Here is a 13,172-nt window from a genome sequence, read left to right as displayed (position 1 = left end):
CCTCAGGCCAGCGACGCCGCAGCGTCTTTGATGGCCGCCCGAATGCGGGCGTAGGTGCCGCAGCGGCAAATATTGCCAGCCATGGCTGCGTCGATCTGCTCGTCGTTCGGCTGCTTGTTCTCGCGCAGCAACGCAGCGGCAGACATGATCTGGCCGCTCTGGCAGTAACCGCACTGGGGCACGTCGTGCTTGACCCAGGCATCCTGCACGGCGCGTCCGACAGGATCTGCACCAACGTTTTCAATGGTGGTGACTTTTTTGCCCGCGACGGCGGAAATCGGGGTGATGCAGCTCCGGATGGGCGCACCGTCCAGATGCACGGTGCACGCACCACACAGCGCCATGCCACAACCGAACTTGGTGCCGGTCATATTGAGCGCATCGCGCAAGGTCCAGAGCAAGGGCGTGGCAGGGTCGACATCGACCTGCACGGGACGGCCGTTCAGTTGAAACGTAACCATAGAGACACCTCTTGACGGGTGGATGGATCGAGGGACCGCCCAAACATACTCCCATTCGTTGGAAATTTCAGCCCAGAAATGTGGTGTAAGTCGTTGTGTTTAAATGGATATAGCGCTATACGGGGATTGCGCGATCGCCCTGGTGGATTCGTGGAGCGAGCGGTTGTGGACGCACCATCAACGCTGCAATGAATCTGCCGGGGCGCGGCGGAGGAGGGGGGCGGAGGGGAATCGCGCGCCACCAAGGGGGAATTCGCTGCGGCCCCGACGTGTTGCGGTGCAATGAAGTACAATTCTGACTACATTCCCCTACCAACACTTTCCAAGCCGGAAGAAAGATCTGGGCATGCGCACCAACTGCCTCACCCCTCTGTGCTTCTGCTCGATGACCGGACACGATTCGTCATCGACGTTTTCGCACGGCAGTCGTCGATCTCGCTGACCGCAGATCGTCTGTTGCCGGCGCGCGCGCATCCGTCGCGTCTGCCGCCGGCATTCCTAGCGCATACCCGATTTTGACTTTCGGCGCGTCTCGCGAGACGAACGCCGACGGCGGATGCACCGCCGCACCTGACGAGCCCGACAAGATGAACGCACCCTTGCCTGCCTTCGAGCCGCACGACGCAAAGCATGCCGTAGCCGCACAACCCGCGCGGCTGCGCGAGATTCCCTATAACTACACGTCGTTTTCGGATCGCGAAATCGTCATGCGCCTGCTGGGCGCCGACGCCTGGGCCATCCTCGACGAACTCCGCGCAGAGCGCCGTACCGGCCGCTCGGCCCGCATGCTGTATGAAGTCCTCGGCGACATCTGGGTGGTTCGCCGCAATCCCTATCTGCAAGACGACCTGCTCGACAATCCGAAGCGTCGCAAGCTGCTGATCGACGCCCTCGATCACCGGCTCAACGAGATCGACAAGCGTCGTCGTGCCGATGTGGCCGAGCACGCCGATGCAACTGGCCGCGAGCGCGCCGCCCGCGTGGAGCAACTGGAAGCGGCCGCTCGCCGCGCCGTAGCGGATTTCGCCGCCGAGTTTGGCAAGATGGCCGATCTGCGCCGCCGCGCAAAGAAGGTGCTCGGCCGCACGACCGCTCACGACAACATCAAGTTCGACGGACTGTCGCGTGTCTCGCATGTGACGGACGCCACCGACTGGCGCGTGGAGTACCCGTTCGTCGTGCTCACACCGGATAGCGAGGCCGAGATGGCGGCGCTGGTGAAGGGCTGCTTCGAACTCGGACTGACGGTTATTCCGCGCGGAGGCGGCACCGGCTACACGGGCGGCGCGATTCCGCTCACGCCGTTCTCGGCCGTCATCAATACGGAAAAACTCGAGCAGCTCGACGAGGTCGAATATTCGGTCCTGCCGGGCGTCGACAAGCCGGTGCCGACGATTTTCTCGGGCGCAGGTGTGGTAACGCGCCGTGTCGCCGAAGCCGCCGAACGCGCCGGTCTGGTGTTCGCGGTCGACCCGACGTCGATCGACGCGTCGTGCATCGGCGGCAACGTGGCGATGAACGCCGGTGGCAAGAAGGCCGTGCTGTGGGGCACGGCGCTCGATAACCTCGCGTGGTGGCGTATGGTCGACCCGCAAGGCAACTGGCTTGAAGTCACCCGCCACGATCACAATCTCGGCAAGATTCACGACATTCCGGTCGCTCGCTTCGAATTGAAGTGGTTCGATGGCAATCAGGCGCCCGGCGCTGTGCTGCTCAAGACGGAAATGCTGGAGATCGAGGGCAAGCGCTTCCGCAAGGAAGGCCTCGGCAAGGACGTCACGGACAAGTTCCTCGCCGGTCTGCCCGGCATTCAGAAGGAAGGCTGCGACGGGCTGATCACGAGCGCACGCTGGATTCTGCACAAGATGCCAGCGCACACGCGCACGGTCTGTCTGGAGTTCTTCGGCCAGGCGAAGGAAGCCATTCCGAGCATCGTCGAAATCAAGGACTACATGTTCGCCCAGACGGCCTCGGGCGGTGCGATTCTGGCCGGCCTCGAACATCTGGACGAACGTTATCTGCGCGCCGTGGACTATGCCACGAAGTCGAAGCGCAACGCGTTCCCGAAGATGGTGCTGATCGGCGATATCGTCGGTGACGACGACAACGCGGTCGCACAGGCGACGTCGGAAGTCATTCGCATGGCCAACGGCAAGAGCGGCGAAGGCTTCGTCGCCGTGTCGGCCGAAGCCCGCAAGAAGTTCTGGCTCGACCGCTCGCGTACCGCCGCCATCGCGCGCCACACCAACGCCTTCAAGATCAACGAAGACGTGGTGATCCCGCTGCCGCGCATGGGCGAGTACACGGATCACATCGAACGCATCAACATCGAACTGTCGCTCAAGAACAAGCTGCAACTGGTCGATGCGCTCGAAACGTTCTTCGAAGCCGGCAATCTGCCGCTGGGCAAGACCGACGACGCGAACGAAATTCCGTCGGCCGAACTGCTCGAAGATCGCGTGCAGACGGCGCTTACGCTGCTGCGCGACGTGCGCGCACGTTGGGTGTTTCTGCGCGATCACTTCGAACTGCCGCTGGCCGAGGCGATTCCGCTGCTCAATCGTCACGGCATCCGCGACATGAACGTGGCGCTGAACGACCGGCTGAACAAGCAGCCGCAAACACGTCTGATCGATCTGCTGCAAGATCGTACGATCCGCGTGTCGTGGAAGCAGGAAATTCGCGCCGAACTGCGCCAGATTTTCACGGGCGGCGAGTTCAAGCCGATCCTCGACGAAGCGCAAGCCATTCACAAGCGCGTGCTGCATGGCCGTGTGTTCGTCGCGCTGCATATGCACGCGGGCGACGGCAATGTGCACACGAATATCCCGGTGAACTCGGATAACTACGAGATGCTCCAGGACGCGCACAAGGCGGTGGCTCGCATCATGGGCATCGCGCGCTCGCTCGACGGTGTGATCTCGGGCGAACACGGCATCGGCATCACCAAGCTGGAGTTCCTGACGCAAGAAGAGATCGGCGAATTCCGCGCGTACAAGCAACGCGTGGACCCGGAAGGGCGCTTCAACAAGGGCAAGCTGCTCGACCTGCCCGACCTGCCCGCCGATCTGCGCAATGCCTATACGCCCAGCTTCGGGCTGATGGGCTACGAGTCGCTCATCATGCAGCAGTCGGACATCGGGGCGATTGCCGACAGCGTGAAGGACTGCCTGCGCTGCGGCAAGTGCAAGCCGGTGTGTGCCACGCATGTGCCGCGCGCGAATCTGCTGTACAGCCCGCGCAACAAGATTCTCGCAACTTCGCTGCTCATCGAGGCGTTCCTGTACGAGGAACAGACGCGCCGCGGTGTGTCGATCAAGCACTGGGACGAGTTCAACGATGTGGCCGATCACTGCACGGTTTGCCACAAGTGCGTCACGCCCTGCCCGGTGAAGATCGACTTCGGCGACGTGACGATGAACATGCGCAACCTGCTGCGCAAGATGGGCAAGAAGAAGTTCAATCCGGGCGCTGCCGCCGGTATGTTCTTCCTGAACGCCACCCGTCCGGAAACGATCAACATCACCCGAAAGGTGATGATCGACTGGGGTTACAAAGCCCAGCGTTTCGGCGCGGACATCTTCAAGAAAATCGCGAAGAAGCAGACGGCGCACCCGCCTGCGACGGTCGGCAAGCCGCCCCTGCGCGAGGAGGTGATCCACTTCGTGAACAAGAAGATGCCAGGCAATCTGCCGAAGAAGACGGCGCGCGCACTGCTCGACATCGAAGACAACAAGGTGGTGCCGATCATCCGCAATCCGAAGACCACCACGGTGGATTCGGAAGCGGTGTTCTACTTCCCCGGTTGCGGCTCGGAGCGTCTGTTCTCGCAAGTCGGACTGGCCACGCAAGCCATGCTCTGGCATGTGGGCGTGCAGACGGTGCTGCCGCCGGGCTATCTGTGCTGCGGTTATCCGCAGCGCGGCTCGGGGCAGGGCGATAAGGCCGAGAAGATCGTGACGGACAATCGCGTGTTGTTCCACCGTATGGCGAACACGCTGAACTACCTCGACATCAAGACGGTGGTCGTGTCGTGCGGCACTTGCTACGATCAACTCGCGGGCTATGAATTCGAGAAGATCTTCCCGGGCTGCCGCATCATCGATATCCATGAATACCTGCTCGAGAAGGACGTGAAGCTCGCAGGCGTGAACGGCACGCGCTACATGTATCACGACCCCTGCCACACGCCGATCAAGACGATGGACCCGGTCAAGCTCGTGAACCAGTTGATGGGCAGCGAGAGCGACGGCTACAAGATCGAGAAGAACGATCGCTGCTGCGGCGAATCGGGTACGCTGGCGGTCACGCGCCCCGACATCTCGACGCAGATCCGCTTCCGCAAGGAAGAGGAAATGCGCAAGGGGGCCGCGAAGCTGCGTGCAGATGGCAAGGTCGGCGATGTCAAGATCCTCACGAGCTGTCCGTCGTGCCTGCAAGGTCTGTCGCGCTATAACGAAGACGCTAACGTCACGGCCGACTACATCGTCGTCGAGATCGCCAAGCATGTACTGGGCGAAGAATGGCTGGTGGATTACGTCAAGGATGCAAACAACGGCGGTATCGAACGCGTGCTGGTCTGATGCACCTCCTGGGGACGCGGCCGATGCTTGACCGACGGGCCACGGAGGTGGCATGGAAGTAGTCTACACAGCACTCATCCTGCTGTTCGTGGTGGCGCTGACCGGCGTGCTGGTCAGCTTCATGCGATTCCTGCCGGTACCGCTCGTGCAGATCGCCGTGGGCGCCGCGCTCGCCTATCCGGGCGCGGGGCTGCACATCGATCTGGATCCCGAGATTTTCTTCCTGCTGTTCATCCCGCCGTTGCTTTTCGCCGACGGCTGGCGCATGCCCAAACGCGAGTTCTGGCATCTGCGCGTGCCGATCGTCGCCATGGCGCTGGGCCTGGTGATCTTCACCGTGCTCGGTGTGGGTTATTTCATCCACTGGATGATTCCGTCGATTCCGCTCGCCGTGGCGTTCGCGCTCGGCGGCGTGCTCTCGCCGACCGACGCCGTGGCTGTCTCCGCGCTCACCGGACGCATGCGCATGCCCACGCGGCTGATGCACGTGCTCGAAGGCGAGGCGATGATGAACGACGCGTCGGGCCTCGTCGTCTTCAAGTTCGCACTCGTTGCCGCTACCACGGGACTCTTCTCCATCGGCAGCGCGACGTTCTCTTTTTTCGTCATCGCGCTGGGCGGACTGCTCGCCGGCTGGGCCGTGACGTGGCTCTTCACGCAATTCCACCGCCGGGTGATGCACGCGTCCACGGAAGAGCCCGCCACTGTCGTGCTGCTTCTGCTGCTGCTACCGTTCGCCGCCTATTTGCTGGCCGAACACTTCGGTTTTTCCGGCATTCTCGCGGCCGTGGCCGCCGGCATGGCGGTCAGCTCGACCGACCTGCTCAACTCTCGCACAGCGACGCGCATTCTCGGTAACGGCGTGTGGTCGATGCTCGAGTTCGTGTTCAACGGCGCCGTGTTCGTGCTGCTCGGGCTGCAATTGCCGGATATCGTGCGCGCTGCGCTGCGCCCAGGCGAGCCTCTGTGGGGTACGCTCACGAATCTGGGCGAACTGATGTTCTACGTCGGCGCGATTTCGGCGGTTCTCATCGTGCTGCGCTTCTGCTGGGTGTGGGTGGCGTGGCGGGCGATGTATTTCCTCGGCATGCGGCGCGGTGAAATCACGATGAAGCCCGGCATGCGCTTTACCAGCGTGACGGCCCTCTCGGGCGTGCGCGGCGCGGTGACGTTGGCCGGTGCACTCTCGGTGCCGCTGGCATTGCCCGGCGGGGCGCCGTTCCCAGGACGCGATCTGCTGATCTTTCTGGCCGCCGGCGTGATCCTGCTTTCGCTGATCGGGGGCAGTGTCGGTTTGCCGATCTTGCTGCGGGGCGTGCGCTGGCCTGCGGAAGACATGCGCAATCGCGAATTGAGCGAAGCGCGACTCGCGGCCTCGGAGGCCGCCATCCGGGCCATCGAATCGTTGCAGAAAGTGATCGCCAAGTCGGGCGACGAACTCGATACCGCCGTTTGTGCCGAAGCCGCCGCGCGGGTCATGGGACGCTATCGCCGCACGCTCAACGTGTCGAGCGCCACCGACGAAATGCGCGCGCGTGCGGTGCGCGAGGTCGAAGTCGAACGCCGGTTGCGGGCGGCGTCGCTGCAAGCCGAGCGCGTGGAGCTGTCGCGTTTGCGCATTACCCATCGAATCAACGACGAGACGTTGCGCGAGTTGCTCAGCGAAATCGATTTCGCCGAACTCGCGCTCGGACCGGTTGACCCAGCCACTGGCAAGCGCAAGAAGAGCAGAAAACGCTGACGCGAGCCGGTTCCGGTGGCAGTGCCGGCGTCGGCGCATGGCAGGCTAACAAAGGGAGAACGATGATGGAGTGTCCGTTTTGCACGGGGGATGGCGGGGAAGTCGTGTGGCGCGATCCGGTGCTGCGCGTGGTGCTCGCGAACGAACCCGGCTATCCCGGCTTCGCGCGGGTGATCTGGCATGCCCATGTCGCAGAAATGAGCGATTTGCCCGAAGCCGCGCGCGAACACGTGATGCGTGTGGTGTTTGGCGTCGAGACCGCCCTGCGCACGGTGATGTCGCCCGATAAGGTCAATGTGGCCAGTCTGGGCAATAGGGTGCCGCATGTGCATTGGCATGTGATTCCGCGATATCGGGACGATGTCCATTTCCCCGACTCGGTCTGGAGTGCGCCGCAACGCGAGGTGCCGCAGCCAGTGCTGGCCGAACGCGCGGCCTGGATGCCCGCGCTGCGCGGGGCTATCGTGGCAGAATTGGACCGTGTTCCGGCGTGGCCGGCATGACCGTTGGAACCTGAGCAGCTATACTGCCGGCCGATGTGCCGCCTGTCGGCACACCGACTGATTCTTCTGGAGCAAGACAATGGCTGGGCTGGAGAAAGACACGCCGATTCCCGTTTCCCTGACGCTGCATCGCGCATCAAAGGTGCTGGAACTTGGTTACGAGGACGGCACACACTACCGCCTGCCGTTCGAATTGTTGCGCGTGCTCTCGCCGTCGGCGGAAGTGCGCGGTCACGGGCCGGGGCAGGAGACGCTGCAAACCGGCAAGCGTGACGTTACGCTGAACGGCCTCGAGCCCATCGGCAACTATGCGGTGCGGCCGGTCTTTTCGGACGGTCACGACACCGGCATCTATTCGTGGGATTACCTCTACGAGCTGTGCGTGCGTCAGGACGCCCTGTGGCAGGAATATCTGGACAAGCTCGCGGCGGCGGGTGTCGACCGCGACACGCCGATGCCGTCGCCGGCTGCCGGCGGCTGCCACCACCATTGAGGCCCCGGCGGGGTGCCCACAGAGTGGGCACCCGCTTACATGATTTTGGAGATTGCAATGGGCCAACAGACCCACTTCGGTTATGAAACCGTCGACGAGAAGGAAAAGGCCGGCAAGGTTGCCGAGGTGTTCCATTCGGTGGCGAGCAAGTACGACATCATGAACGACCTGATGTCGGGCGGTCTGCACCGGATCTGGAAGGCCTTCACGATCGGGCGCGCTGCCGTGCGCCCCGGCTTCAAGGTGCTCGACATCGCGGGTGGCACCGGCGACCTGTCGAAGGCGTTCGCCCGTGCCGCGGGCCCGACCGGCGAGGTCTGGCTCACCGACATCAATGAATCCATGCTGCGCGTGGGCCGCGATCGCCTGCTCGACGCGGGCATCGTCACCCCGGCGCTGCTGTGCGACGCCGAGAAACTACCGTTCCCGTCGAATTATTTCGATGTGGTGACCGTGGCGTTCGGCCTGCGCAACATGACCCACAAGGACGCCGCCCTCGCCGAAATGCGCCGTGTCATCAAGCCGGGCGGCAAGGTGATGGTGCTGGAGTTCTCGAAAGTCTGGCAACCGCTGGAAAAGGCGTACGACGCCTATTCCTTCAAGGTGTTGCCGTGGCTGGGTTCGCGCATTGCAGGCGACGCCGAGAGCTACCGCTATCTGGCCGAGTCGATCCGTATGCACCCCGATCAGGAAACGCTCAAGACGATGATGGAAGAGGTCGGTCTGGAGCGCGTGGAGTACCACAACCTGAGCGCCGGCGTGGTCGCGCTGCATATCGGACGCAAGTTCTGACGCGTCGGAAAACTAAGTACTCACTCACCTGATTCGACTCAGCGCCTCGGTTTGCGGAAAAATTCCGCGCCGGGGCGCTTCTCTAAGTACAAGCTAATTTTGCTGTGGCAGAATCGGTCGTCGTCTAGTCTGGTTTCAATACGTAAAAAAGTACTGAACCATTCGGGGCGACGCATGTCTGTAGACAGCAACCTATAAACTCCACGGAGAGACCAGAACGATGTTCCAGTTCCTGAAAAACAAGCTGTTGTTGGGCGTAGTGGCCGGCGTATTGGCGGTCGGCATGACGATCGCGGATGCCGATGCCAAACGCGTTGGCGGCGGCCGGAGCATCGGCAAGCAGTCCAACACCGTGACGCAACGCCAGCAAACACCGCAACAACCGACGCAAGCCGCGCCGGGCGCAGCGCCGCAGCAAGCCGCGCCGGCTGCCGCAGGTGCGGGGGCCGCAGGGGCAGCCGCCGCCAAGCCGGCCAATCGCTGGCTCGGCCCGATCGCCGGTCTGGCCGCTGGCCTCGGTATCGCGGCGCTGCTGTCGCACTTCGGTATGGGCGGGGCCTTCGCGAGCATGATGGCCAACGTCATCATCATTGCGCTGATCGCTTTCGCCGCCATGTGGCTGATCCGTCGTTTCCGCGGCAATAAGTCGCAGTCGCAGACGCCGGCCTATGCCGGCGCAGGCAACGATGCGTCGAACAACTCCCTGCGTCAGTCGTGGGACAGCCAGCAGCAACCGTCGTCGCAACCGGCGCCGTTGGCTCAGCCGTCGCTGTCGGCTGTGCCGGCTGCCGCTGCCGGTGCTGCCACTGCTGCCCCGTTCGGGGTGCCGGCAGGCTTCGACGTTGAGGGCTTCCTGCGTAGTGCCAAGGTGTACTTCAATCGTCTGCAAGCCGCATGGGACAAGGGCGATCAGGCCGATATCAACGAGTTCACCACGCCGCAGATGTTCGCGGAAATCAAGATGGACCTCGAAGAGCGCGGCAAGTCGACCAACCGTACGGACGTCGTGCAACTCGACGCCGAACTGCTCGGCATCGAGCAAACGGCCGCCGAGTACATGGCAAGCGTCCGCTTCTCGGGCCTGATCCGCGAAGCCGAAGGCGCAGCGGCCGAGCCGTTCAACGAGGTGTGGAACCTGACCAAGCCGGTCGCCGGCAGCGGTGGCTGGGTGCTCGCCGGAATTCAGCAGCTCTAAGCCTCGCGCCGTTTTTGCCGTAACCTGCCTTACAATGAGAGCCCGCGTTTGAAGCGCGGGCTCTTTTGTTTTTGCCGTCCGCAATGCATCGCCGGGCGGCGTCTTTCGGTACGACCGGTGTTCAGTCCGGCCGGCCGCCAAGCTCATGACCGTAGCCGCCAAAGCCTTTGCCGCCACCGTGAACCACCTGCTTGCCCGCGAACCGTGGGCGCGCGAGCGCTTGCGCCATCATATCGGCGCGTCTGCCCGGCTCGCGATGTCGGCTATCGACCTGCGTCTTCGTGTGGGTGACGACGGCTACCTCGCCGCCGCCGAGGCCGACCTGCCCTGCGACGTCAGCATCTCGGTGCCACCGTCGGCGCTCGCCGATTTCGCGGGGGGCGGTCAGGCCGCCGTCATGCGTCACGTCAAGATCGAAGGCGATGCCGAGTTTGCCAACACCGTGTCGTATCTTGCCCAGCACCTGCGCTGGGAGGTGGCGGAAGACTTGAGCAAGGTCATCGGCGACGCTGCCGCCCATCGGGTGACGCAGACCGGCAAGGCCGCCGTGGCCACCGCGCGCCGCACCGGCGACACGCTGGCACGATCGCTCGCGGATTACCTCGTGGAAGAGAATCCGTTGCTCGTGGCGCGTGGGCGCCTCGACGCGATACGCAACGATATCGGCACATTGCGCGACGACCTCGCGCGTCTGGAGAAACGCATCGAAAAGCTCGAACGCCAGAAGGGCGTGCGCAACAACGCGCCCGCCCCGGCATCCCGCACTCAGGGAGGCCGCTGACCGATGCGTCTTCTGCGCCTGATCAAGATCTTTTTCGTCTGCTATCGATACGGGCTCGATGAGCTGGTGCTCTCGAGCATTCCCCATCCCTTCGCGCGCGGGGTGTTGCGCGTGCTGTCGTTCGGACGCAGCGGGCTGAAAGCCCCGCGCGGCGAACGCCTGCGCCTCGCCCTCGAATCGCTGGGCCCGATCTTCGTGAAGTTCGGACAGGTGCTCTCGACGCGTCGCGATCTGATGCCGCCCGACATTGCGCAGGAGCTGGCCCGACTGCAGGATCAGGTGCCGCCGTTCGATCCCGAGGTGGCGCGCGCCGCCATCGAGAAGTCGCTGGGGCACCCGCTCGAAGAGGTGTTCGTGGAGTTCGAGCGCACGCCGGTTGCGAGCGCGTCGATTGCGCAGGTGCACTTCGCACGCATTCGTCACGGCGAACATGCGGGCAAGGAAGTCGCCGTCAAGGTGCTGCGCCCGAACATGCTCGGCGTGATCGACAGCGATCTGGCCCTCATGCGCGATCTGGCGGGCTGGGTGGAGCGCCTGTGGCCGGATGGCAAGCGTCTGAAGCCGCGCGAGGTGGTCGCCGAATTCGACAAGTATTTGCATGACGAACTCGATCTGATGCGCGAAGCCGCCAACGCAGCGCAGCTTCGCCGCAATTTCCTCGACTCGGGCATGTTGATGGTGCCCGAGATCTACTGGGAGTTCAGCTCCAGCTTCGTTCTCGTGATGGAACGGATGCACGGGGTGCCGATTAGCCAGATCGAAGTGCTGCGCGAGGCGGGTGTCGATCTGAAGAAGCTCGCACGCGAGGGCGTCGAGATTTTCTTTACGCAGTTCCTGCGCGACGGCTTTTTCCACGCCGATATGCACCCAGGCAACATTCTTGTCAGCCTCGACCCCGCAACGTTCGGCCGTTACATCGCGCTTGATTGCGGCATCGTCGGCGCGCTGTCCGAATTCGACAAGAATTATCTGGCCCAGAACTTCCTCGCGTTCTTCCGTCGCGACTACCACCGGGTGGCTTCGCTGCACCTCGAGTCGGGCTGGGTGCCGCAGGATACGCGCGTCGAAGAGCTGGAAGGGGCCATTCGCGCAGTCTGCGAACCGTACTTCGACCGGCCGCTCAAGGAAATTTCGCTGGGGCTGGTGCTCATGCGTCTGTTCCAGACGTCGCGCCGGTTCAATGTCGAGATTCAGCCGCAACTCGTGCTGCTGCAAAAGACGCTGCTCAATATCGAAGGACTCGGTCGTCAGCTCGATCCGGATCTGGATCTGTGGAAGACGGCCAAGCCGTTCCTCGAGCGCTGGATGGCCGAGCAGATCGGCCCGCGCGGCTGGCTCGAACGCCTGAAGACCGAGGTGCCGCAGTGGAGCAAGACGATGCCGCAACTGCCGCGTCTCATTCATCAGGCGCTGGCGGCCCATGCACGTCCGCAAGACGACACGCTGCTGCTTGCGCTGCTGCAGGAGCAACGCCGCACCAACCGGCTGCTGACGGGCGCGTTCTGTCTGGTGGGCGGGCTCGCCATCGGCGTGTTGGCGGCCTTCGCCTGGCTCTATAGCTGATTCTCGAACAGGAGCCGATGGTGCCCTTCGCTCGGAAAATATCTGTCATGCCCGCCGCACCTCGCGGCGATGACCGCCCGGAAGCGGGCGGGGCGCCCGTGCCATCAACGGCGCCGTCGACGGCATCCGTGCCATCCGCACCCTCTTTTTCCCACCGCGATCCGTCGCGTGCGGAATTCTGGGATGAACGCTTCGCAAACGCGTTCATGCCGTGGGATGCCGCCGGTGTGCCGCAGGCGCTGCGCGATTTCGTGGCGGCAGAGAGCGCACCACGCGCCACGCTGATTCCAGGCTGCGGCGCGGCGTACGAAGCGGCGTGGCTCGACGCACAAGGCTGGCCTGTGCGCGCCATCGATTTCTCTCCGGTCGCCGTCGAATCGGCGCAAGCCCAACTGGGGCCGCGTGCATCGCTTGTCGAGCAGGCCGATTTCTTCACCTACACCCCACCGTTCGCGCTCGACCTGGTCTACGAGCGGGCGTTTCTCTGCGCCTTGCCTCGCAAACTTTGGCAGGACTATGCCCGCCGCATGGCGCAACTGCTGCCGCAAGGGGCGCGTCTGGCCGGATTCTTTTTCCTCAAAGAGACGGTAAAAGGCCCGCCGTTCGGCATCGCGCCCGACGCGCTTGACACCCTGCTGGCCCAGGACTTCGTCTGCGAGACGAATCGGCAGGTCGACGACTCGGTGCCGGTCTTTGCCGGGGCCGAGCACTGGATGGTCTGGCGCCGCCGCTGAGCCGCAACCTGCTGTTGCGGCGAACTGACCGCAGCCGAGCGTTGATGCCAACTGCCGGTAAGTCGCCCCAGACATTGGGCATTTCCCGATATTTGCCATGATCCGCGGGGGGAATTGTGATTTTTTCCCCGCGCGTCTTTCGCGCCGCTATAATCGGCCGGAAATTTTTTCGCCAGGTGGCAAAACGGGCGCCCCCGAGTGCTGAATCGCATCAGCCCCGTCATGCTCGACCTGATTTTCTGTTGCCCGGAAGGCTGCGGCCCAAGGCTCGGTATCGTTAGCTCGCGCGGCGGCTTCATGCGGCCGGATCATGCCCGCAGCTGACG

Annotated in this window: 10 protein-coding genes; 9 read left to right on the top strand and 1 reads right to left on the bottom strand. The window is 63.4% G+C overall.

Annotation, left to right across the window (positions count from 1 at the left end):
- Nucleotides 1–2: 2 nt before the first annotated feature.
- The gene (locus tag C266_RS17400) at nucleotides 3–461 is read right to left on the bottom strand and encodes a (2Fe-2S)-binding protein (RefSeq protein WP_010805058.1); all 459 of its coding nucleotides are present in this window, start codon (nucleotides 459–461) and stop codon (nucleotides 3–5) included.
- A gap of 587 nt (nucleotides 462–1,048) precedes the next feature.
- Here C266_RS17400 and C266_RS17395 point away from each other — a divergent pair.
- The 9 genes from C266_RS17395 to C266_RS17355 all read left to right on the top strand — a co-directional run bounded on the left by C266_RS17395 (nucleotide 1,049) and on the right by C266_RS17355 (nucleotide 12,846).
- Nucleotides 1,049–5,044, top strand: a complete 3,996-nt coding sequence (locus C266_RS17395) for an FAD/FMN-binding oxidoreductase (RefSeq protein ID WP_010805059.1) — start codon at nucleotides 1,049–1,051, stop codon at nucleotides 5,042–5,044.
- Nucleotides 5,045–5,096: 52 nt separating this feature from the next.
- Nucleotides 5,097–6,785, top strand: a complete 1,689-nt coding sequence (locus C266_RS17390; protein ID WP_010805060.1) for a Na+/H+ antiporter — start codon at nucleotides 5,097–5,099, stop codon at nucleotides 6,783–6,785.
- A gap of 65 nt (nucleotides 6,786–6,850) precedes the next feature.
- On the top strand, nucleotides 6,851–7,288 hold the full coding sequence (locus C266_RS17385) for an HIT family protein (RefSeq protein ID WP_010805061.1): 438 nt from the start codon (nucleotides 6,851–6,853) through the stop codon (nucleotides 7,286–7,288).
- Nucleotides 7,289–7,367: 79 nt separating this feature from the next.
- Complete coding sequence (locus tag C266_RS17380; protein WP_010805062.1) at nucleotides 7,368–7,781, top strand: gamma-butyrobetaine hydroxylase-like domain-containing protein; 414 nt, start codon at nucleotides 7,368–7,370, stop codon at nucleotides 7,779–7,781.
- 57 nt (nucleotides 7,782–7,838) lie between these two features.
- Nucleotides 7,839–8,573: a bifunctional demethylmenaquinone methyltransferase/2-methoxy-6-polyprenyl-1,4-benzoquinol methylase UbiE gene (gene ubiE, locus C266_RS17375; protein ID WP_010805063.1), complete on the top strand. Its 735-nt coding sequence runs from the start codon at nucleotides 7,839–7,841 to the stop codon at nucleotides 8,571–8,573.
- A gap of 220 nt (nucleotides 8,574–8,793) precedes the next feature.
- Nucleotides 8,794–9,768 (top strand): Tim44 domain-containing protein, encoded by a 975-nt coding sequence (locus C266_RS17370; protein ID WP_010805064.1) that lies wholly within the window; start codon nucleotides 8,794–8,796, stop codon nucleotides 9,766–9,768.
- A 145-nt stretch (nucleotides 9,769–9,913) separates the two neighbouring features.
- Nucleotides 9,914–10,549, top strand: coding sequence for an SCP2 domain-containing protein (locus C266_RS17365; RefSeq protein WP_010805065.1), 636 nt, complete (start codon nucleotides 9,914–9,916; stop codon nucleotides 10,547–10,549).
- A 3-nt stretch (nucleotides 10,550–10,552) separates the two neighbouring features.
- Nucleotides 10,553–12,112 (top strand): ubiquinone biosynthesis regulatory protein kinase UbiB, encoded by a 1,560-nt coding sequence (gene ubiB / locus C266_RS17360; protein WP_010805066.1) that lies wholly within the window; start codon nucleotides 10,553–10,555, stop codon nucleotides 12,110–12,112.
- A 47-nt stretch (nucleotides 12,113–12,159) separates the two neighbouring features.
- Nucleotides 12,160–12,846: a methyltransferase domain-containing protein gene (locus C266_RS17355; protein WP_010805067.1), complete on the top strand. Its 687-nt coding sequence runs from the start codon at nucleotides 12,160–12,162 to the stop codon at nucleotides 12,844–12,846.
- The last annotated feature ends 326 nt before the right edge of the window (nucleotides 12,847–13,172 follow it).

Source organism: Pandoraea sp. SD6-2 (assembly GCF_000389825.1).
Taxonomy (GTDB): domain Bacteria; phylum Pseudomonadota; class Gammaproteobacteria; order Burkholderiales; family Burkholderiaceae; genus Pandoraea; species Pandoraea communis.
The sequence above is the reverse complement of the archived record's forward strand: the minus strand, read 5'-3'. Positions and strand labels throughout refer to the sequence as shown.